This window comes from Vibrio sp. Isolate30, from assembly GCF_022397975.1.
Taxonomy (GTDB): Bacteria; Pseudomonadota; Gammaproteobacteria; order Enterobacterales; family Vibrionaceae; genus Vibrio; species Vibrio fortis.
This window is the reverse complement of the sequence record NZ_JAKEUS010000001.1, coordinates 735119-758749: the sequence shown is the minus strand read 5'-3', so window position 1 is coordinate 758749 and position 23631 is coordinate 735119. Positions and strand designations below refer to the sequence as shown.

The following is a 23631-nucleotide window of genomic DNA, read 5'->3' as shown; positions in this document are numbered from 1 at the left end:
CAGACAATAATGATAACCCCTGAATATAGCTAAATGGTAATCGCCGTATAAATAGAACATAACTATATGAATAAATTACGTATTATCTATAAAGTTATATAGCTAAACAGGGTGATAACAACAAACTGCTTACAAAGTATACTGATTGCTTTTTTCTTTGCGACACGTCAATTCATACCGATTTATAAAACACTGTTTTTTATATAATGGGAATAGCATTCCAATGTCTTCTAATTCAATTAATGGAATAAATTGGAAAATATGCATTTTAACAAAACCCTATTAACAACCTCTCTGTTATCGGCGCTCACATTGAGCGGATGCGGTAGCGATAGCTCCTCACCTTCATCAGGCAATAACCCGCAAATGGGTGGTGTCGTAATCACAACGATGGACGGATACCTAAAAAACGCCCTTGTCTGTTCTGATGTCGATTCAAACGGTGTCTGTGATTCAGGTGAAGAGATCAAAACACACGACGGGCAACTTTTATTGACCGACGCAAATGGTCAGCTCAACCTAGAAGGTAAGATTACGCAAGATCAACAACGCAGCATTGCAAGCTACCCTATCGTAGTTAAAGTGCTCCAACCTTATGAAGACAATTCAAACTTCGGTGTTGATTCTGGTATCTATACAGTCGACATGGATCACGAGTTCCAGCCTATGGACAAAAACATCGTGTTCCGAACTCCTGCAGGCCAAACCGTTGCTAACCCATTTACTGACCTCGTTGTCGCTGAAATGAACAAAGGCAACACACAGGAAGAAGCAGAAGTTTTGGTTGCTGAGAAGCTCAGTGGTCTCAACGGTACGGACGGTTTGGTTACCACCAACAGTGAAAGTACGATTGATCTTTATGCAGATTATGTTGCGTTGAAACACGATTCAGCCGCAACACCAGAAGAGCAGCAACTTGCAAAAGAGATGCACAAAACGGCTCAAGTGCTGACCGAAACCAAAAGTAACGCTGAAGATGAAGGTGTTGATTACGATAGCGTTGCTCTAGAAGTGACAGAACAAGCTGTCGACACGGTTAACAATGCAAGTCCTACCGAAATCGACGACCCAGATTTTAAACCAGTGCTCCCTGTGAGTGAAAAAGATGGCGAGGTTGTCGTTGAGCCGCCTGTGAGCAACTACCAAGCCAAGGTCGATGGCGATACAGTAGACGCACTCAATGAAGAACTTTCAGAATTATCTCTAACCACTGTTCACGCTTTTGAACATAGCCTCAATACAAACGTCAATAACCTATTTTCCGATAAAGACCAACAAGGCCAAACGCTAGCGGTTCGAGTTGCAAATGCAGAGGCGCTTGATGAACAACATATTTCTGTCTCGATTGAAAACGGCACACTAACCCTAAAAAGTGTTAACGATGAATCAGGGCGTTCTAAAGTCACCAATGGCCAATATTCGATTGTGCTTGAAAGCGATGACATTAACTCAAAAGGTGAGGTCGTAGGTAATGTTAGAACTGTGGTTTCATTAACCATTGAACCTCTGAATACTAAACCAAGCACTGACCCTGTGACTATGCGCTACATTCAGTTCGAAGTACTTGATAACTTGTCATTGACAAAGGGATTAGAAATGAACCCTGAAGTTATTGATATTTCGACGCTATTTTATGACGAAGATGGCGATGAACTAACGATCATTGCAGAAACTACGTTGGCAGGTGTAGCTTCAAATTTAAACGATGATTCAACCATCGTCACTTTGACAGGCACTCCAGAAGTTGATGGAGATGGTTTCAAACTATACATCTCGGCTATAGATGAAGACAATAACAAACTGCAAGCTCAGTTCAGACTACCAGAGGTTCAACTCCCAGCACCTCCAGTAAATAATGCACCTACGGTAGACCACGCTCGCCAAGATAGTATTCAAACTGAAGTCAACAAACTGTCTCTTCAACAAGCAGAAGTAACAGACCAACAGATCGACATCATCGACCTATTCGTAGACCAAGATAACGATGAACTAACCGTTAGCGCTACTACCAACGCGTCTGGCCTAGAGGTCAAGGTCATCGGTGATGTTATTCACTTAACAGGCACTCCTGTAGAAGCTGGTACTGGTTATAAGATTCTCTTAGAAGCAAGCGATGGCGAGCTAATCGCAACCACAGAGCTTGAACTTCCTGAAATTTTACCTATGGCTTGGACACCTATTGATCCACCAACCAACACAGCTCCTGTTATCAACACAGATGAAAAGTCAGCACTGCAAGAACGCTTTAACGCATTGTACCTGGAAGAAGATATCGAGTTATCGGCATCGACATATTCTCTGAAAGAATTGTTCACTGACGCAGAACAAGATGAGCTCAACTATCAAGCGACAACCACACTATCTGGCCTAGATGCGAACATTTCGGGTGATGTTCTGGTCTTGTCAGGCACACCGTCAGAATCAGGTACAGGCTACCAAGTTGCTATCGTTGCAAGCGATGGGGCTCTCGATGCGGATGTTACGCTCAACCTTCCAGAAGTAGAGCCTGCATTCGTTCCAGAGCCAACCAACACATTGGCCGCACTGTTGATGGCGAAGCCTTCTTACCGCTATGGTCATAGCAACCAGAACGGAAAGACTGTCGTATATTGTTATGGTTCACAATTAAAAGCTGATGGTACTTTCGCAGAAGCAGAGCAAGAAGGAGCAAGCTGTCCAAGTGCTGATAGCTTTGTTACAGCAGGTACATGGCAAACGGCTGGTGATGATGTTCAGATGACACTCAATGGCGTGACCGTGCAGATGACATTAAATGAAGATAAATCAGATAGCCACATGCCACGTCTTCACCTATTCGTAAAAGAGACGACAACGGCCATTACTAAAGCGCAAGGCGAAGGTTATGCTCTAACTGATATTGCAACCTCAGAACCCGTTACTTTCTTATACGGCCAAGAAGCAGCCACAAACTACTGGGCAGGAAACCACGCCTATGGTTATGTGAACGGAGAGCTGACCTCTATTGAGGCAGAATCTAAAAGCATCCACAACAAGCGCAGCATGGAATATAACGAGCCCTTAGATGTTGATATCTGGTTCGCACAAAGCTGTGAATCTCTAGGATATGTTAAGAATGACCAACTCGGTTATGAAGGCACATACGGCTATACCAATGAAGGGCAAGCGAAATACAGCTTTGCTTTAATCAACGAGCGATTCGAAGACGGTCGTTACTCAGTTAGTAACTACGACATTTTCAGTAAAATTGATAGCTATGGTACTGATGCGGACGAATGTGCAATTGATATCGATACCACTGTCACAGAAGGTATGCCGTTACTTTACGCAGGTGACAATATTGCAGTGTTTGCAAAGTCTACCGATGCAAACTTTGAAGATGTTTTATTGAGTACCTTTATCGACCGTGATTTAGAAATCGAACCAAATCAATCATTACATCTCAATGAAAATCCAGTTTATGGTTATGAGCTAGTAAAAAGAACTCAATATATTGATCAAAGCGAAGAGCTCAACTCTCCAACCAGTGCCTCTCTGATAAAAATGGCTTTAGAAGGTGACACGCTATCATACGGACAAAAATGGTATTACGTACCAGAGCCAAGGCTAAGTACGGAGCATATTTGGTACCCAATCTATATGGAGAAACGCGAACTCACTGCTGTTCCATATATCGCTAGTAATGGCGAACAAATGTACCAAGCAAGTTATTACTACTACAATGACGGCGAATACAACTATCCAGGAGAAGAGTACTCAAACGAGGCGTGGTCATTATGGATGAGTAATGACAAATTAAATCTATTACGAGCAGGAGAAGATGCTGAAGAGGATGCGACAAGCTCACCAGCATTTTACTCTGAGACTGAAGGTAAAGAGTTCATTGAAGATCTTTTCGCGAGAGAGATCAGCTTCGTTGGCACCACATGGATGAGTGAAGATGATGGGGAGACTGTCACTTATACCTACACACAAAGCGGTGCGATCATTACTTTTGGCAACGAAGTTGAAGAACTGAGCTGGGCTGACTATCCAAGTGATTTACCGTGTTTGGTAGAAGACGACCATACCTGTAGCTTTGCCGAGATGAACGCAATTTACGAGTGGAACGATGTTTACGACAATGGTTGGGTGAGTAATCATCTAATCGAGTGGACATGGAATCCAAGTATCGATGCGAATGTTTTCTACAGATCAAAAGACAAACGTGAACCAGAAGCTATGGTTCGTGTCCAAGACTAGAAACAATTAGTTTGATATCTGTAAAGCCTCTACAGCAGTAGAGGCTTTTTTTTGTTCTCATTAAATCAATGCGCCAATTGCGCTGAACAACCCACGCTGCGTTGCTTTCTAATCTCAACCATGAGTTGGATAAGCAATAGGATACCCGTGACACCAAGGCCAATTCCAATGCCACCCCAAATGCCTGCAAGCTGATAGTCAGGCATTAGATACCATGCTGCTGGCAAGCCAAACACCCAGTAACCAATCGCTGTCATCACGGTTGGCATGGAAACAATCTTCATTCCACGCAGTAGGTTAATAGCCAGTAGCTGCCAAGCATCAACAATAAAACAAAGTGCGACCACCCAAATCACCGAGGTAAGTAGAGTAGACATCGCATCTGTGTCATCATCAAGCTGGAACAGCGCCGCAATTGCTTCAGGCCACGCAATAAAGACACCACACAGAACTAAACTCAATAAAGAGACAAGAATGAAGCTTTGAAATGACGTCTTCTTAATGCCCTCAATATTGCCTGCGCCGAAGTCACGCCCGACCAAAATAGCCGCGGCTTGTGAGAAACCAAAGTTAAAGTTCCAAGTAAAACTCAAACACTGAAGTAGAATTTGATGTAGTGCCAATGACGCAATACTGATGGTTCCTGCCATCAAAGTGCCGCCATAAATAAGACCATGCTCCAGAATCGCCGCTACCGCGATAGGTAAACCCATCAATAGTAGCGGAGCCATCAACTTGACCGAATACTCATCCAAGTTAAGCCAGGGGGCGAACGGTTTGAACTCATCACGCTGAAATACCCAGAACGTATAACCAATCATCACCACCAGCGCTGCAATCGCCGTCCCTAAACCTAGCCCCGTCAACCCCATGCCCAATTTGAAAGTCATGAAATAGCTGACCGGTACATTCAGAATTACCGTCGCGATAGACATAATCAAAATAGATCGAACGTTACCAAACGCACTGGTTAAGCCACGCAACACCAGCAGTAATAATGACGGCAGCATCACCCACTTAAGAGCATGGACATATTCCATCGCGAGAGTAATGACCTCCTGCGGTTGCTTTGCCATTTCAAGGACTTGTGGTGCAAACCAGAAGCCAGACATCAATACAGCGCTCATCACAAACGAAAGCATGACCGCGCCTTTTACCGCCAAGCGGATCTGTTGGTTGCCGAACTCTGGGCGAGCAACTCGCTGACCATATGCGATTGCAATCAGGTTCGCGACACAACCTACTGTGCTGCTCGCGATAAGAAAGATGAAGAAATAGATCGAAGCACCCAAACCACCTGCAGCCAGCGCAGATACGCTAATTCGAGACATCATCCACACGTCAGTAAGAACCAATGCCATTGATATTAGTTGTGAAATGATGAGTGGGAATGCAAGCGCGAGTATTTTTTTCATGATAGCCTCTTAAGATTTCCACAAACCCTAAGGCTTTTGAGGCTAGCCTTCAATTGATATATCTGCCACTCTAGCATTCCAAAAACTCATGCGAGTAATTTATGACCCCTTATCCAAACCTGCCCTATTCACACAATGGACTCCGAGCATTTGAGTCTGTTGCTCGACTGATGAGCTTTACTCTCGCTGCGGATGAGCTCAACGTAACGCAAAGCGCCGTTAGCCGACAGGTTAAACAGTTAGAGGATGAATTAGAGGTTTCGCTTGTACGCCGCAAGCATCGCGCTATTGAACTGACTCCACAAGGCAATGAGTTATACCTTGCGCTGCGGGAGGGCTACGGCAATATTGAATCCGTATTAGCGAGTTGGAAAGAACCCAAGCAAAAAAGGATCGTGATAAAGGCTGCGTTAAGCTATGCCACTCGTGTACTGATTTCTAAAGTCAGACAACTCAATGAAAGGTATCCAGATTACGAGATCGTAATCATTCCCGTCATTGAAGAGGACGAAGCCCTTAACTATACCGATTATGATTTATTGGTCTTTCACACCCAGCTGAAAAACCACTATGACAATAAACCCGGCATTCGCGTATTGCGAGAAGAGTTTATGGCACCAGTTTGTTCGCACACTCTCGTGACCGACGATCTAGATTTAGACTCAATCCTAACATTACCAAGGTTGCACCCTACTCTTGATCATACCGACTGGAAGATGTGGCTGTCTGATGTATTGCGCCCTCCAACGACTCCTGTCAGAAACACCAGCTTCCTCTCTCTTGATTTGGCGTTAAATGCATGCCTCTCTGGACAAGGAGTGACTGTCACGGATCTACTGTTGATCATCCCCGAGCTGGAGCGTGGTTTTTTGTATTGCCCGCCAAACGCAAAAATCCAACACAGCGCATGGACATATTACCTACATCAAAATACCAAGAGTGCAGTCATCGATGACCTCATTGAGTGGCTTATTGAAGAGAATCAGAACGAGCTCGCCAAGTTGAAAAGCCTCGCTGAGCAGAATGCTTGGTATGGTGTTGTCGAGAAGTGAGTAAGAAAGACACCTACAAGCCATTACCACTGCTCGTGATATAACTTGTAGGTGTGAGGGAATCGACCCATTCTGTCGAAGAATAAATATATTAAACCGCTGTGTTAAGCCGCTTTTTTACTTACTTCGAATCGACCGATGAGTTGTTCTAAACGGCCTAGTGCATTCCCCATAAGCGTCACGCGACGTGCCAACTGCTGAGTCGAGGTTTGCAGATCCGAAATCGAACGTTGAGCTTTATCTGCGGTGTGACCGTTCTCTTGACTGTTCTCATCCAGCTTCGACATGGTCGCAAACAATTCGGCGACGGCGGCCTGCATCTGCTCACTACGCGCGCTAGAGTCCACCATCAAGTTGCCTCTGCTCACGTTCTCTACGCCCTGTTCCATAGATGCGACCGCGCTACGCGATTTAGCATGTAACTCTTTCATAAGATCCCCAATGTGATTGGCCGCTTGCGAAGTACGATCGGCTAAGGTTCTTACTTCTGATGCAACAACCGAGAAGCCCCGGCCATGTTCACCAGCCCTTGCTGATTCAATCGCAGCATTCAACGCTAACAGGTTCGTTTGAGCTGTAATGTCGGTAATGATGTTGATGATATCCGAGACTTTACTCATCTCATTGTTCACTTCATTAACACTGGTTGCCGAACTTTCAACAATATGACGCACAGACTCCATTCCTTGCGCAGCCTGTTTGTACTCCTCTTCAGCGCTTTCCACTGCGTGCTTCATCACCGTATCCATCTGGGTTGCGGAAACCGTCGCGTTGGTAATCTCGCTCTGTTGATGTTGACTCAATTCCAACATGTTATGAAGAGAATGAGAGGCATCATCACTGGCTTGATTCATCACTACGCTGCGCCTAAACATCGATTCAGATACTTGGCGAACCTCACTGCTTGCGTGAATAAGTTCACTGATAATCCCATCGAGGTTATCTATAAAACTATTGGTCCAACGTCCTAAACTGCCTAACTCATCGCTACTAAAAGTCGTTGGGTCGAGTCTACGGCTAAGATTGCCGTCTCCTTCTGCAAGCGTCTGCATCACCATCGTCATCTTACTCATTTTATTGACCAAAGGTTTAGCACTGAACGCTCGAAACAAACCAAGGCTCAACAGCATACATAACGACATCAAGCCCACTTGAATTAGAGGTGACAAATCAAACATATGGGTGAGCAAGAGTGGTAAGAAAAGAGTGAAGAGCATGCTGCCGATAAAATGTTTGGATAAGGTGTAGCTCAGGCTGCGGTCTCGATACACTTCTTCCAAGTCAGACTCACACATCATGCCGAATTTATCCGGTGAGCCGTCGAGCTGAAACGTGACGCCCTTACCAATCACAGGAATATGTCTGTAGTCGGAATAACCTGGGTACTCAACAAATACATTATTCCCGTTTTTGATCGTCTCCCTCACGCCAGGGTGTAATTGCTTGGTCGCTGGGTCTGTAAATCGAATTTCAAACTCTGTGTGATGCTGAACTTTCACCACGCCCCAATCCGTGTTAATCCCCTGCTTTAAGTTTTCACCATGAGAAAAGGTATTGTCTTCAAACCGAGAGCGAGACAGTGCAACTCCAGACTCAATACGTGGGTCATGGTTCGATTGCACCATAAAAATATAGTTGTCCCCCGACTCACTATAAATATGTCCAGCTTCACGCTGAATAATATCACCAATCACATCATTAGGAATTCGACCACACAAACACAGAGGCTTGCCGTCTTCGCGAGAAAATGGCACATAGAACATCAGGGTAACTTGATCATGAAAAGAAGAACTTGAAGCGCCGACGGCTAGCGTGCGTTCATCAATGTATGGCCCATGTAAGTAACGCTTTTTTAAGCCTTCAGTAAGTGCTTTAGGGTCTGTGAGGGTACATCCGACATGATTGCTGTAACTAGACGCTTGGGTTATGCCTCTTTCATCAACAACTGCCAACTCTGAGATATCTGGGCTGCGATTGAGCAGTCGCTGTAAAGTTTCAGTCGTCTGTTCCTCCGTTCTGCTCGCAACATATAGCGCGGCATCCTCAAGAAAATCCCATTGGTTTTTTACCCAATTATTGAGCAACTGTACTCGTGTCTCTGCAATACTTTCAAACGTCTGCTCTAATTCCCGAGTTCGCGTTCGATTTAGAAAACAGGCCTTTCTCATCGCAATCTTACCTGTTGCGCCAAACCATTTAAGCCAATGACGTTCCTGATCCGTAAGGTTCATCTACATTCCTTGTTTTATTTTATATATATAAAACAAAGCAATTTATAGACCACATACAAAAGAGGGGGATTAATTAACTTGTATGATTAATTTATATACAGTTCAAGCAATTACACTCCCAATTATGATGCAGAGCATGCTCCAAAGTGGTGCATTATTCCAAAATCCCCATAACGGAAAAGCGCGAACATGATTAAAAATATCGAATATTGGTTCCATTTCTAACGCCAATTAATCTCAATTTATCGATTAACTTCACGGATATTTTATTTAGATATTTTCCGTATTGATCCAGATCAACTCATATTAATTTTCAATTGGTTAAAAAATGACTGACGTCAATTTATTGATAAGGCATTAATTTGACACTTATAAGATAATACGCGCCTTATAAAACAATAAATTCTTATAACAAATACAAGGCAGTACGTAATGAACAATCATGATGAACGAGTTCGCTTTTCAGATACGGATAGTCTTATTTCAACCACCACACCAGAAAGTAATATTACTTATTGTAATGAAGACTTTTACCATGTTGCTGGCTACAACGAACAAGAGTTGTTAGGTCAACCTCACAACCTTATTCGCCATAAAGACATGCCAAAGGCGGCATTTGCTCAGCTGTGGGAGTACATCCAATCGGGGAACAGCTGGATGGGTTTGGTGAAGAACAAGTGTAAAGATAGGGGTCATTATTGGGTCTCTGCATTTGTTACACCGATTCGTAACGCTGACGGCTCTGTCCACGAATACCAATCCGTGCGAACGCAACCAACCGACAGCCAAATTGAGCGAGCCAAAGCCCTGTATGCTCAAATGCATGCGGGAAAGGTTAAAGTGCGCAGAATGCGCTGGCTTCTCACCTCTTACGTACTGCTCGGTCTGCAAGCGCTGTTAGGGCTAGCACTCTTATTCGGTATTGTTCCGACAACCATAGTTGCTTTCGCTTTGCTGGCCACTGTTTTAGCTCAAGCAGGCTGTGCTGTCATGTTTAAGCAGCGTCTCTCGACGATCCATAAACTGGCGGAAAATCACTACCATAATCCGATCATGGAAAAGCCATATACGGGCTATTGTGATGATTTATCTCCAATCGAACTTGCCATGCAGATGAAGAGCGCGGAACTACGCGCTGTTACATCTCGAGCTTCAGAAACATCTACCGACCTGATAGATTCAGCCAAACAAGAGCTTGCGAATCGCCAAAGTATTGATCATGAGTTGGGAGAACAAGATCTCGCTACCGACGCAATGGCCGTTTCTGCGGAGCAGATGTTGGCATCAATAGATGAAGTCGCCCACCAAGCCAAACAGAGCGCGGACTTTGCAATTAACGCACAAGATCAAGCTCAGCAAGGAGCGTCTACTGTTGAAGAAGCTGCTCAAACTGTCCATGAGCTTAGCGAACACTTAACTGGCTCTAAATCCGCACTTGAGCAATTGTACAACGACGTAGATGGTATTGAAGCGATTCTGTCTATGATTCAAGGTATCGCTGAACAGACAAACCTTCTGGCGCTCAATGCAGCAATAGAAGCGGCGCGAGCAGGTGAACAAGGGCGTGGATTCGCCGTTGTTGCCGATGAAGTTAGAGCCCTTTCTGGCAAGACGAGCTCTTCAGTTGAAGAGATTCGCTCGCGTATTGAGATCTTACAGAACACCGTAAATCAAACTGGCCGCTTTATCGAGGAAGGCATTCACTCTTCCGAAGTCTGTGTCGAGAAGTCTCAACAAAGCAGAGCGTCTTTTGAAGCGATTGTTCAAGATCTTATATCGATCAACGAGCAAAGTGCTCAAACCTCTCAAGCGATAGAGGAACAGGTACAAGTAACGCATGGTATCAATGACCATGTTGTTCGAGTCAAGCAAGCGATTATTGAAACGCGCGAGCTTTCTTCAACATCCGTGAGACGTGCAGAATCCCTCGCAACCCACCTACAAAGCCTAAAACGCCTAGTGAATCAGTTTAACCACTAAGATAACCTTCAAATGACTTAGGGCTGGTGTCGCAATTGGCGCCAGCTCTTTATATTTCCTATACATATCTAGGAAATAATGAACAACCTTCATTTTTTGTGCTCTATTTCCCCGCCAGCTCATTCGTTATGCTCTTTGGGTCAACTACATAGAGGTCCAATCAATGCATAAAATCAAATGGGGAATCGCAGGTTTAGGCAACATCGCGCATCGTTTTGCGGTGGCAGTTACCCAACATAGCTCTAAGGCCGAGCTATATGCGGTTGCAGCCAGAGACGTGGAAAGAGCAAATCTGTTTTGCCAACAACACGGCGCTAACCATAGCTATGAATCTTATCAACACATGGCCGAGGACCCTGAGGTTGATGCTGTATACATCGCTACCGTTCACCCTTACCACAAACCCCTTGCAGAACTGTTTATCAAGTACAACAAGCATGTATTAGTCGAGAAGCCCGCTTTTACACAACTTGGTGATTGGTTGGAAATGAGCGCACTGGCAAAGAAACACAATGTACTGTTGCTAGAAGCGATGAAAACCGTCACCTTCCCTGCTTATGTAGAGTTGAAAACGTATTTGGTAGAGCAGAACATTCAGCGACTTCATATTGAAGCGGGGTTTGGCAATCAGCACGACTATGACCCAAGCTTGTTTATCTTCAACTCGGAGCTGTGCGGTGGTGCTTCGCTTGATGTTGGGGTATATGGGCTATGGCTTTACTACGATTTATGCAACACTCTCGGCACTATCCCTAATCCACCTTTAGTACAGTTAACGCAAGGCATTCAACATTGTGCTGTCGATACCGATGCTTGTTTCACGTTTACTGGTAGCGTGTCCGGGAAGATCAGGGCTTCAATAACACGAAACCTTCAACGCGATGCGGTGTTAACTGGTGACGGGATAACGATAAAAATATGCGAAAAGTGGTGGAACCCACAACGTATTGAAATTGAGCATAACGGTCAATCCAAACTCATTGATATACCAGTATCAGGAAATGGCTTCGAATATGAAATCGACCATTTTTCTACGTTGCTACAAGAACAACAGCGAGCGTCTAAACTACTGAGGCCAGAAATTTCTCAACAAGTGATCAATACACTAGAAACAGTTCTGATAGATTGCGGGTTTAGTCATCTGACTCACTCACCGAATAAGAACCGCTAGCTAAGTCATTAACGCTAAGCACAGGCATGAACCAACAAACCCTGACATGAACAAACAAGTAACAACATGAAGAATTTAAAAAGAAAGTTAGAACTGTATGAACTCCTCTTTCGTTTCTTAGGTCCGGGACAATCATCATGTCAGGTAAACCAACTAGCCGAACTATGGGTAGTTAGCGAACGACATGTCTCTACGTTGATAAAAGTGATGACTTCCGCTGGTTGGATCAAATGGCAGGCATCTGTTGGAAGAAATAAAAAAGCCACAATTGAGCTGTTAGTCGAGCCTATAGATGCGTGTCACTCTCTGGCCGAACCAATCGCTAATGAAGGAAAAGTCGATGAACTATTGGAGCTCTTGAGCTTTGGATCTCGAGAGCCGGGTGAAGCATTGCAGGCCTTTCTTAGCCGTAATGAGCAGAGCAACAAACAACGTGTTTACCTCCCTTTCCATAGAAAAATAGAACCACTGCACCCACATAAAGTGTTTCGCCGAACTGAACGATTTTTGGTTCACCATCTGTATCAGCGTTTAAGCCACATCCATGAAGGGATGGTAACGGGAGATCTCGCCTATCATTGGCAACCCAATGAAAATGCGACAGTCTGGTATTTTCAGCTGCGTACTGGCGTCACTTTTCATGATGGGCAACCTCTAGTGGGGCAGCATGTCGTCAACTCATTACAACAACTAGCGAATCGACCTCAATGGCGTAGTTGCTATCAACATATTGCCCACATTCACTCACCTTATCCGGATGCGGTTGAGATAACACTCCATAAAGCCGACTGGCACTTACCGAAACTGCTCGCGCAAGCCGAAGCATCAATTTTCAAACACGGTACTACCCAGCACACAATTGGCTCAGGAGCATTAAAGCTAGATGTATTTTCTGCCAATATGCTGCGGTTGAGTCGTTATAGTAGCTACTGCCACCAACAAGCGATCTTGGACCAAATTGAGTTATGGTTTTACCCCGACTGGGCGAAAAGTAAAGTTTGTGCTCACAATGAAATTCGAGTCTCAACGCCAGAAATAACAACGACCGAATACCAGTCGAAACCCGCGATGTTTTTGCTATTTCAGCCGATAGTGTCATATCAACCATTGAGAGAGCTGACCGTTGAAGATACCTCTGAATCACAAAAAATTGCTCAACAGCTGAGCAATCAGTCTAGTGGCCTTATTTCATGTGATTATGGGGACTACAAGGCAGCTCAAGGTGCGCTACTATGCAGCATTATTGATGAGAACGATAATTTCAGTTCGTGGCTACGTCTTTTATCACGCATTCCATTCTCACAGTTCAACATCGATGAGGAGTACTGCAAGGGCATCTCAAATCAATTAGATGAAATCCGAGCGACCCGAAACTTTAAACAAGCGCACCAACTGTTGGACTCGTTGAAAGCTAAGTTAATCGAAGACCAAGTTATGACGGTTTTTACCGGAGATCCTTTCGCCTTAGAGGTTTCCAAGCGACTTAATGATGTACAGGTGAATGGGTTCGGATGGTGTGACCTAACCAAGGCCTGGCTAAGTCACAAGCATTGATGATAAACACGTTGGCTTGGCTAAGGCGATATTTACCTAAATTAAAAATCCAAACCCATCGCTTTTAACTCCTGTTCACATTGATGTGCGTCTTTGAACTGAATAGCCGCCATACCTTCTTTTTGAGCCCCTTCTATGTTGTAAGGCATATCATCGAGAAAAACTGTTTCTTCCGCTTTCAATTTATTAGTTGAGAGCAGAGATTGATAAATTTCAGGTTGAGGTTTGAGTAAGCCAAGCTCAGCAGAGACCGTTGCACCTTCAAAGAGCGGCCAAAAATCATAGGTCTTTTTAAGGTATGCCACTATTTCATGTACATTATCTGTTAGCGCATAGACGTGATATCCCGCTAGCTTAATGCGCTCAAGCAGATCAACAGAGCCGTATATTAGGAGCTGTGTCTGCTTAACGTAATAGAACAGTTTGTCACATTCTAATTCAGACAAGCCAATCGTATCTTGATAGCGCTGCTTGGCCTCTTGCTCAGAAAGATACCCTTTGTTTAGCTCTAACCAAATCTCAGATTGAAACACTGCTCGAGCACTCTGCTCTAACTCTTCAATGTCCCCAAAAGTCAGGCGAGCAATTTCCAACGGAGCCCATCGAACCAACACATTTCCGACATCAAACACTACATTTTTGATCACTCTAAACTCCTTATAAGTACCTCTAGTAACCTCTAGAGTAAATCTTTAATCACGCTATCGATGTGAGATTGGACACTCTCTTGAGTTAATTTAGGCAGTAACAACCAAGTTTCGTGTTGTGACAAACCTAGAAAGAAATCAATCGCTTGAGAACTGTCTAGATCAACAGGAAGGTTGCTTGCAGGAGCGCCGATTAACAGCGCGATAGTGATCAGACTTGCGTAGCTATCACAAACAGGATGCGCTTCACGGTGACGCAGTTGGGAAGACGCGTTCTTCGGATAGCGATAGCTCGGTGAATACTGCTCTATACCTCGTTCTTGCCAACTATCTCCGACGCGGCGGGCATTCGAGAAATCAATGAAAGAGACAATTCTTTGTTCCGATAGCAGAATATTGGAAGGTTTGATATCTCCATGCACATATCCGCGTCTATGTAACTCTTCTAGCTCACTCAACAACTGTTCAATGATGTTCGCAACCAAGGCAACATCACTGGTTTGATTGCGCTGTATGAACTCTGAAAGCGACTGTCCCTCAATGTAGTTAGTCAGCAATGCGGCACGCGTACCATCTCGATAGAAATCGAGGCAGCGCTGGGAGGATAACCCTTGGCTATTGAGACGAGACAACCACAGCGCTTCTCGTTGCAACATCAAGGTATCAATCAGAGTCTCCGAGTATTTGGTTCTGACTCGCCCCAGCTCTGAATCAAAACAGAACTGATGCCGATGTGGCTCAGTAGCCGCATCGGAAGCAGTCATATTTTGGGACTCTGGCATTTCAATACTTGTCAAAGACCCGAGCGATATTGTCTTATCTGTGTTTGGGTAAGTTGCATTAAGCATTTGACTACAAAACTTCGCTAGCCACTCTGGATGTTCAATCGTTATAGCCACGTTGGGAATCCTAAATTAGTGAATAGATCAGGCTCGAAAGGTTGTCCTATACCATCACGTTTCACCTCAAGATTCACTTCTCCATTAGTCGTAGTCAAATAGTGGGTCAAGGTTGACTATGTGGATGATGTGCTATCTACGTTGAAAGACTTAGATTTGTAATCCTGTACCCAGCAAAACAATAACCCGATACAAATACCCCAAAATGCACTGCCAATACCCATTAGGCTGATCCCTGAAGCCGTGAACAAAAAGGTAAACAACGCAGGCTCTCGATATCGACTGTCAGCCATTGATACCGTCAAGCAATTTAATAGCGTCGGCATCACTGCCAGCCCCGCTATTGCAATAACAATCGCTGTAGGTACAGCACTGAACAGAGAAACCAATGACATTCCGAGGATGGCAGCTAAAAGATAAAACACGCCCATAGATATCCCAGCCATATATCGAGTTTTAGGATCTTCATCGGCATTAGGCCCCATACAGATTGCCCCCGTGATCGCCGCAAGGTTGAAAGCAAAACCACCCAAAGGCGCTAACAACAATCCTGTAACCCCTGTTGTTGTAATCACTTTCGACGAGTCGACTTGGTAACCATTGGCTTTCAATACAGCGAACCCCGGCAGATTTTGAGATGCCATTGTCACGATAAACAAGGGAACCCCTACGCTGATCAAGGAGAACAATTCAAAATCGGGAACGATGACAACAGGTACTGTCAAGCTTAAGGAAACCTCACTGACATCGAGCTTCCCCATACCGATACACATCATCAAAGCGACCACAAAAATACCTGGGATCAACAGGTTTCCTAGCCAAGATCTCGCCAAAACAAACATAGCTAGCATCACCACTACTATCTCTACTTCAACAGTCAGAGATGCGAACATACCCAAACCAAATTGAAGCAAAATACCCGCAAGCATTGCAGACGCGAGCGCTGTCGGTATCTGCTTGAGTACTCTTTCGAATACCCCAGCGAGCCCTACAAAAGTAATCAAAAGCGAACTGAACAAGAATACAGCAACGGCTTGATTCATCGTCAAACCATCTAGGGATGTAATCAGTAATGCAGCTCCGGGAGTCGACCAAGCGGTTACTATCGGTTTCTTGTAAAAGAACGAAAGTAATATTGTTGTAACCCCCATTCCTACTCCGAGCGCCCAGAACCATGACGCCACTTGTTGCTGTGTTGCCCCAGCACTCATTGCAGCTTGGTAAATTATCGCCGCCGCGCTCGCATAACCAATGAAGACGGCAATAAAACCGGTGGTGACATGCGAAAGTTTTAGCTTAGTCATGTTAATCTCTCCCTATGTGCGTTATAACGTCCATAGAATCAATCTAGCACTCGTGCGCTATAACGCACAAGTTGTTTATCAAAAATTTTTGTTGAGAAAATATGCAATCAGAAATAAAAGTGGGCGAAAACCTAAAGCGCCTGCGACAAGAAAAGGGTTGGAGCTTAGATAAAACAGCACAGGCAACTGGGGTTAGTAAGGCGATGCTCGGGCAAATTGAGCGTGGAGAGTCTAGCCCTACCGTGGCAAAACTATGGCAAATAGCGTCTGGTTTCGAAGTTTCATTTTCAAGCTTTATTACTGCTAGTTCGAACAATGAACTCACAAGTCTATTTAGAGATGCCAACGAATTGAGGCGTGAAGAGTACAATGTCGGCTTTTTTGTTAGTTTATTGTTCCCCTTCGAGCCAGCGTTAGGCTTTGAGATCTTCGAACTTACTTTGGCACCTGAGTATCAACATAAGTCTGACCCACATAATTTGGGTGTTACCGAACATATCTTGTGTATTTCAGGAGAGATGGCTGTCTTTTTTGATGGAGAGTGGCATTCATTGCAAGCGGGTCAAGCTGTGCGCTTTAATGCTAATCAGATACATGGCTACAAAAACATCGGTAAAGACAACGCGGTATTTCATAACGTTATCCATTACCCTGATAGCATGCAGTAACAGCACTCTACCCCACAGTAGCTCTCCTTATGTTCCCCAATAGAAAGCGAGTTAAGCGCTCGCTTGCCTGTTCCTTGTCTGAATTCTATCTAACTGAAACAGCCGTTTATTTCGGTTCTTTTGACTATTGCCTCTACACATCAGAACGCTAATTTAGTAATAATAGAGCTAATACTCCGCCAATAAGAGTGGATTGAAGGAAGATAATTATAAAACGTTAGGGAATAAACGAACCATGACACAGGAAATGAAACATGCCCTCGTCGTAGAAGGTGGGGCAATGCGAGGCATCTTTGCTGCTGGTGTATTGGACGGCTTTTTAGACCACAATTACAACCCTTTTGATTTCTGCATCGGCGTATCGGCTGGCTCGACCAACATAGCCTCTTGGTTATCGAATCAACGTGGTCGTACCCACACAATCATATCTGATTACTCTTGCCGACCAGAGTTTATTGACTTTAAAAGGTTTGCCAAAGGTGGCCACCTATTAGAGCTGGATTGGTTATGGGATCATATCGCAGAGAACTACCCTTATGACATGCAAGCCTTCAACAAGCAGCCACTCCCCTTTCATGTAGTGACCACCGATGTTGATAATGGAACGGCTGTTTATACTCAAGGGGACGAAAAGAACCTTGAAGATCTGCTTAAAGCGTCTTGCTCTGTACCTATGGCTTATCGCACGCCACTGACCATCAATGGTCGAAAAATGATTGATGGCGGTGTGGTCGACTCAATTCCCGTCATTGAAGCATATAATCGAGGTGCCAAAAAGATCACGGTGATCCTCTCCCAAAAACAAGGTTATGAAAAGCGCCCGCCTAGATCGGCTTGGTTACTTCGTAAGCTCATGAAAAAGACGCCTCAGCTTGCTGAAGCAATGATCAGTCGCGCCGATCAATACAATCAGACCCTAGCGTTCATTAAGAGCCCTCCGCCTGACTGTCCTATTGAGGTCATTGCCCCTGATGACGCCTTCGAAGTAGGCAGGCTAACTACCGATAAAGACAAGTTAGAAGCTGGGTATCAAATGGGGTTGAGAGTAGCGAAAAAAGCAGTTCAAAATGTCTAAAATGAAAAAGCGAGCACTTGGCTCGCTTTTCAACATGTAATGACAATTTAGCGATGACATACACGATAACCATCCTAAACCTCTTCAAGCCCTCCTTGCTCAATCAAGCTCTTGATTTCTTTACTTACCGTATTTCGCGACATGTACAATAATGAAGCAAGGCTGATCAAGTTGATTGTAGCAATGCCGTTGTCAGATATATCTGCTATTAGCTTCAGAGCGCGGTAAACTTTCTCTGGATTCGATTTCATCGCCCTAAGCTGAAACAACGTATAAAAGACTCGTTGTTTTTTAGCCAAAGAGACACCAAGAAAGTTAGAAAACTCGATAGATTCCTTCAAAAGCACTTCACAAGCAGAGAATGGCAGCTGCAAAACCACCGAGTTTTTTGTAGCCAATATGTCAGTTAAACTAACTTCCCGAAGTAACAACTGTACTTCATTCAAAGCCGTCCCAGGCGTGATTATACTAAACACACTATTGGCGCGTTCAGCACAAGACGAACTTAAACTAAAACGACCTTCGAGTGGGAAAGTTAAGAAATCAACAGTCTGCTCTTTAAAAACGACAAAGCTCCCTTTTTTTACCGTTTTTATCCTTCCCATAGCCCTTAGTTTGGTTGCTAATTGATCGCTAAAACCATATTTTTCGTTCAGGGTTTCAGGTGATCTGTAAGTTTAGACTTGAGAAGGCTTCCTAATTCTATTTATAATCAGACAAGAATTTCAAAATATCATTCTTTGTTGCTGGTGCTTGAAAGTAATAACCTTGAACCTTAAGTCCTGGGAAATTTGCTAAATAAAATAATTGCTCCTTGGTCTCAACACCCTCTAAGATCACTTCCATTTTTAATTCTGTAGCCACATCAAATATTGATTTTAGTATTGTTTTACTTTTTACGCTTGAAATATCTAAAAATGTCCTGTCGATCTTAACCGCTTTAACATCAAGCTGGTTCAGCCTATCCATCGAGGAGTAACCGGTCCCAAAGTCATCTATCATTAGAGCTATATTAATTTTATCTAGATACAGGATTATTTCAGATAGCTTATCATAATCTGATATCGCAGTATGCTCTGTTATCTCAAGTCTAATTTTTTGACAGAACAGCTTTTCACTTACTTCATCCATAAGAGAAATGAAACTGGAAGAAAGTATCTGACTTGTAGTTATATTTATTGAAAGGTACTGATTGCAACCTAAAAAATCTTTGCTCTCTTGAGAAGATTTAAATATTAGCCATCGAAGAAAATCTTCTGATAAGCCATTTTTCTCCAATGTTTCAACAACCAACTCTGGGTTTACCATGCATGAATCGATACTACAACGTACCAATGCTTCATAACCAATGATTTCCATGTCATCCATTTCAACAATTGGCTGAAAAACAATATATAGCTCGTTATTTATAAAAGAACTCACTATCTTTTTTTCAATCTCTTTTTTAAGAAGAATTTCATTATATAAATCGATATCGACAATGGTAGGAAAGTTATATTTACTCACCTTAGACTGAAGCATCGCGTAGTTAGCTGAACTAATAGTTTCATGGATAGTATGTCCACATTCTGGAAATGAGGCAGCTCCATGGCTATGAGTGATAGAAATTTTCTTGTTTCTTATTAAATATGGTTCATTTAGAGATGAGCTTATCAATTGTATATTTCTTTTCCATTCCAATCTATCTTTTAGGTTATAATAAATAATTAAAAATTCATCTCCACCCAGACGAGCTATGACGCCATTACTGTCGATTATAGATAATAGTCTATTAGCAACATTCTTGAGCAAATCATCTCCATACGCATGACCATAATAACTGTTTATCATTTTAAAATCATTTAAGCTCACAAAAGATACGGCAATATCGATTTTATCGAAATTACTTTCTAAATAATCGATAAAACCCAATATGTACTTCCTGCTTTTCACTCCCGTCAAAACATCATTGTTAACTTCCCATTCACTTTTCTTAGACATTAGTGCTACATCACAAAAACGTCGATAAGAATAAAGTGTAGTGAATATTGATGCCCACACAAGAACAAATATAATCTCATCTATCTCCCACTCTTCATACTCTCTTGTGAGGAAATATATATTTTCAACCAAATCAATGTCGGACTGGATTGAAATAAAAGAAAATAATACAAACACCATTAACAAACATATAAAATCTATCCTTGACTTATTTCTACATGAGTAATCCCCGCTCAAATTGAAATATTTTTTCATAACTTTTAATTTTACTCAGTAAATATCATTAATCTGTAAACCTACAGCAACCTATTATTATGAGTAATTTATACCCCTAGTGCAATTCATTCACTAGATAATTGTTTTTTCGATTCCCATTGTGTAAAGTACCCCCTTTGATTTACATCGAAAATTCTAACAAATTTTATTAGACCATTATTATTCACATCAAACGGATTTTGGCTCGAGGGAGTATTGCATAATCATACACCTATGCAATAAGTCACATTTATACCGAGACAATTAAATGAAAAAAACAATATTACTAGCAGTATGTACCATGTTTACTTTAGCAGCCATTGCAAGCATGGGAGTCACGTATTTTATTTCTAGTGAAAAAATAGACGATATCATTCTTCACGAATCTAAAACACAAGCCGAATTAATCGCTGATAATGTTAGCTATATACTCGAGAATTCATCTAATCCAACTTCGGATATACAAGCTCTAGTTGAACAATTGAAACAACGCACAGACGTTAGCTACGCTGTAATTATCGACCGTAGTGTAAAAGCTATAGCTCATAGTGATGAGCACAAGATAGGTAAAGTTTATAACGACGTTTATACTATTGATGGAGCAAGCCAGGGAGTAAAACAACACTCTAAATGGTATGCTGATATTCAACAAGTTTGGGTCTATGACATAATGACGCCAATCTATGTTAACGGCAAGTTGTTTGGAGCATTAGACATAGGCATCCCTGAAACTGAAGTTAAAGATGCAACTAAAGGTATAATGATTTATCAGTTGACTAGCATGATGGGAATGTCTGCAATTTGTATTATATTATTGTCGTTCTCACTGAATAAATTAATGGAGCCATTATCTCTACTCAACCTTGCGTTAAAAGATATCTCAAATGGAGATGGTGATCTAACAGTACGACTTCCTTCCAATGGCAAAGATGAAATCTCGCAAATATCATCCTCTTTCAACATATTCGTCGAAAAAGTACATGAAATAATTAGCCAAGTTATTGATATGGGAACCGAACTCCATAAATGCGCGAATGATTTGCACGAGGAATCGCAGCGTGCACTAACAAGAGGTCAAGCACAGAACGATCAAACTATACTGGTCGCTACTTCATTGAACGAAATGATTGCGACAGTCAATGACATTGCTTCAAATGCATCTAGTGCAGCCAACGCAGTTGAAATGGTCAATAATGAAGCGCAAATCGGAACTGACATGCTAGAAAAAACACAACATGGCATAGCTAGACTTGAAAACGATATGAACTTAACATCTAGTGTAATCACAAGCCTTGCAAATAAGACAGACTCCATAGGGGGTATTGTAGAAGTCATCCGTGGTATATCTGACCAAACTAACTTGTTAGCTTTAAATGCTGCTATTGAAGCAGCTAGAGCTGGCGATGCAGGCCGAGGTTTCGCTGTTGTTGCTGACGAAGTTCGCAACCTTGCTAGTAAGACAGCACAATCAACCGATGAGATAGATGCAATGATACGTCAGTTACAGGATGAAGCCCAAAACGCTGTAATCTCGATGAATCATAGTAGAGAAATTATCGAACTAAGTGCGTCTGAATCAGAGTTGACACGCCAAGCAATTTCTAAAATTGCTATACAAGTTGCCACTATACTTGATTTAAATACTCAAGTGGCCGCAGCTACTGAACAACAGTCCATCGTGGCAAATGAAATCAACATGAATATGGATTCGGTAAGTCAGTCTGTGAGGACTTCACTTGACGCGAGTGAACATCTAGAGGTGTCCAGCTTGAATTTGACAGATCTGTCAGAGAATATTGGCAACCTTGTAGGATCGTTTAAGGTTTAGTCTATTTATACATATAAATTATTAACTTATATATACATTCAGATTTAATCTGACAGTTATCCACTTTCGACTCGGTGCCTGTCAGATTATTTCTGGGCTAGATTCTAGATATAAGAATTGGCGAGAAGTCCGCATCATATATTCTCTTGATGTAGCAACTATTTTCTCGCGTCGTCATTTCTTTCGCATAGAGACTTAAGGTTTTTTCATCCATCGACTGGACGCGAGTTTGATGCTAGCAAACTAATTTTGGTTCAAAACTTGTTTCACGGTCACCAGGAACATCTATCGGCACTTCACCACCATCAATGACAATTAGCTTTCTGGCATACTCATTACGAGATCTGGGTTTTGGGGAGTGTTTTTCGTAGCCAAGATGCTTACCAAGCTCATCATTCAATGCGGTCTCAACGATCAACTTGACTAACACTGTTGGTCTTGCGTAATCTAGCCTTGGAAGTGCTTGTATCAAGCGTTCTTCCAACACATCGTAGCGCAATGCTCTTTGATTACAGCACCTACCATCAATTTGTTTTCTACAACGAATTTTTGTCTTTCCGCGATTTGGTTTGAAATAACTCATCGCTGAACCACATGTCGGACAGTAAAGCATATTAATAAATAGATTCTTATACGCTCCTGTTTGTCGTCTACCATTTTGCTTAATAGACTTTTTAAGTCGTAAAAACGTATCACCATCGATAACTGCTGAATATTAGTTCTTTTCTATGAGTCTGATTGGTAGTTTTTGGATGGCTCCAGTCTCATTTCTGACTTACTCAACTCTTTGAAACGAACCAATCAACCGCTCCATTTTCAGATACTTTTCTACTAACTTTAGTTGCCAAGGTTTGCCATTAAAGTTGAGAGTACCTTCTTCATTTAGTGGTTTTGCGATCATCAAACCCCCCATTCCATTGAGCTTCATCTCTATCATGCGTTTCAAAACTTTTGTGTGCTCAGGTATCAGAACAAACTCTGTTCGATCATGAGATAGTTCCATCAAAGCAGGGCAAATAGAGGTTCGTTTCTCACCTTAATTCTTCTCCAGTTTTCTTTTATGCTCTAATCTAGCTCTAGTACGCTTGGATTTCTGATCACTCTCCAAATGTGCGAGATGAAATGCTGCGTTAAGAGAAGATCATGTTCATGTTTAGTTTTTTCATTGTGGTAGATGATGATACCGAATTTGAAGATAGCAACATCGATTACTAGCATTATCCATTTCTACAAACTTTGTTGCAGTCTCACCTTACCTAGCTGATCCATCTCTCCTTCGTTTGTATTCCTTTACTTACCTTGATTAACTATATGTTTTTAAATATAAAAAAGGCCAACCCTTTAAAAGGAT

At 42.6% G+C, this 23631-nt stretch carries 17 protein-coding genes; 8 read left to right on the top strand and 9 right to left on the bottom strand.

All coding sequences use genetic code 11. The annotated features are described in order from the left end of the window. The first annotated feature begins 261 nt into the window (after positions 1-261). Positions 262-4221, top strand: a complete 3960-nt coding sequence (locus tag L1D60_RS03335; RefSeq protein WP_239839734.1) for a hypothetical protein — start codon at positions 262-264, stop codon at positions 4219-4221. A 65-nt stretch (positions 4222-4286) separates the two neighbouring features. Here L1D60_RS03335 and L1D60_RS03330 read toward each other — a convergent pair whose 3' ends face one another. Further along, positions 4287-5636 (bottom strand): MATE family efflux transporter, encoded by a 1350-nt coding sequence (locus L1D60_RS03330; protein WP_239839733.1) that lies wholly within the window; start codon positions 5634-5636, stop codon positions 4287-4289. A gap of 101 nt (positions 5637-5737) precedes the next feature. Here L1D60_RS03330 and L1D60_RS03325 point away from each other — a divergent pair, with 101 nt between their 5' ends. Continuing rightward, complete coding sequence (locus tag L1D60_RS03325) at positions 5738-6688, top strand: LysR family transcriptional regulator (protein WP_239839732.1); 951 nt, start codon at positions 5738-5740, stop codon at positions 6686-6688. A gap of 104 nt (positions 6689-6792) precedes the next feature. Here L1D60_RS03325 and L1D60_RS03320 read toward each other — a convergent pair whose 3' ends face one another. Continuing rightward, on the bottom strand, positions 6793-8919 hold the full coding sequence (locus L1D60_RS03320; protein WP_239839731.1) for a methyl-accepting chemotaxis protein: 2127 nt from the start codon (positions 8917-8919) through the stop codon (positions 6793-6795). 432 nt (positions 8920-9351) lie between these two features. On the opposite strand from L1D60_RS03320, the gene L1D60_RS03315 reads away from it, so the two are divergent. The 3 genes from L1D60_RS03315 (at position 9352) to L1D60_RS03305 (ending at position 13624) form a co-directional block, all read left to right on the top strand. Then, positions 9352-10899, top strand: a complete 1548-nt coding sequence (locus L1D60_RS03315) for a PAS domain-containing methyl-accepting chemotaxis protein (protein WP_239839730.1) — start codon at positions 9352-9354, stop codon at positions 10897-10899. Between the two features lie 163 nt (positions 10900-11062). After that, the gene (locus tag L1D60_RS03310; protein ID WP_239839729.1) at positions 11063-12070 is read left to right on the top strand and encodes a Gfo/Idh/MocA family oxidoreductase; all 1008 of its coding nucleotides are present in this window, start codon (positions 11063-11065) and stop codon (positions 12068-12070) included. A gap of 66 nt (positions 12071-12136) precedes the next feature. Next, a complete protein-coding gene (locus L1D60_RS03305; RefSeq protein ID WP_239839728.1) occupies positions 12137-13624 on the top strand; it encodes an SgrR family transcriptional regulator in 1488 nt (495 codons plus the stop codon). A gap of 41 nt (positions 13625-13665) precedes the next feature. On the opposite strand, the gene L1D60_RS03300 is transcribed toward L1D60_RS03305, so the two are convergent. The 3 genes from L1D60_RS03300 to L1D60_RS03290 all read right to left on the bottom strand — a co-directional run bounded on the left by L1D60_RS03300 (position 13666) and on the right by L1D60_RS03290 (position 16474). Continuing rightward, a complete protein-coding gene (locus tag L1D60_RS03300) occupies positions 13666-14271 on the bottom strand; it encodes an HAD family phosphatase (RefSeq protein WP_239839727.1) in 606 nt (201 codons plus the stop codon). Positions 14272-14303: 32 nt separating this feature from the next. After that, positions 14304-15170: a lipopolysaccharide kinase InaA family protein gene (locus tag L1D60_RS03295; protein WP_239839726.1), complete on the bottom strand. Its 867-nt coding sequence runs from the start codon at positions 15168-15170 to the stop codon at positions 14304-14306. Positions 15171-15286: 116 nt separating this feature from the next. After that, positions 15287-16474 (bottom strand): benzoate/H(+) symporter BenE family transporter, encoded by a 1188-nt coding sequence (locus L1D60_RS03290; RefSeq protein ID WP_239839725.1) that lies wholly within the window; start codon positions 16472-16474, stop codon positions 15287-15289. 101 nt (positions 16475-16575) lie between these two features. Here L1D60_RS03290 and L1D60_RS03285 point away from each other — a divergent pair, with 101 nt between their 5' ends. Together L1D60_RS03285 and L1D60_RS03280 are read left to right on the top strand one after the other, a co-directional pair. Then, the gene (locus L1D60_RS03285; protein ID WP_239839724.1) at positions 16576-17142 is read left to right on the top strand and encodes an XRE family transcriptional regulator; all 567 of its coding nucleotides are present in this window, start codon (positions 16576-16578) and stop codon (positions 17140-17142) included. A gap of 235 nt (positions 17143-17377) precedes the next feature. After that, positions 17378-18217 (top strand): patatin family protein, encoded by an 840-nt coding sequence (locus tag L1D60_RS03280; protein WP_239839723.1) that lies wholly within the window; start codon positions 17378-17380, stop codon positions 18215-18217. 74 nt (positions 18218-18291) lie between these two features. On the opposite strand, the gene L1D60_RS03275 is transcribed toward L1D60_RS03280, so the two are convergent. Next, positions 18292-18822, bottom strand: a complete 531-nt coding sequence (locus tag L1D60_RS03275; RefSeq protein WP_239839722.1) for a Crp/Fnr family transcriptional regulator — start codon at positions 18820-18822, stop codon at positions 18292-18294. Between the two features lie 97 nt (positions 18823-18919). Then, positions 18920-20197, bottom strand: coding sequence for an EAL domain-containing protein (locus L1D60_RS03270; RefSeq protein ID WP_239839721.1), 1278 nt, complete (start codon positions 20195-20197; stop codon positions 18920-18922). A gap of 523 nt (positions 20198-20720) precedes the next feature. Between L1D60_RS03270 and L1D60_RS03265 the strand changes: the two genes are divergently transcribed. Beyond that, positions 20721-22280: a methyl-accepting chemotaxis protein gene (locus tag L1D60_RS03265; RefSeq protein ID WP_239839720.1), complete on the top strand. Its 1560-nt coding sequence runs from the start codon at positions 20721-20723 to the stop codon at positions 22278-22280. Between the two features lie 235 nt (positions 22281-22515). Here L1D60_RS03265 and L1D60_RS03260 read toward each other — a convergent pair whose 3' ends face one another. Further along, entirely contained in the window at positions 22516-22863 is a 348-nt protein-coding gene (locus L1D60_RS03260; RefSeq protein WP_239839719.1) for a transposase, read from the bottom strand. 192 nt (positions 22864-23055) lie between these two features. Continuing rightward, positions 23056-23193 carry a hypothetical protein gene (locus L1D60_RS03255; protein WP_239840442.1) on the bottom strand — a complete coding sequence of 46 codons (138 nt, stop codon included), beginning with the start codon at positions 23191-23193 and terminating at the stop codon, positions 23056-23058. Between the last annotated feature and the right edge of the window lie 438 nt (positions 23194-23631).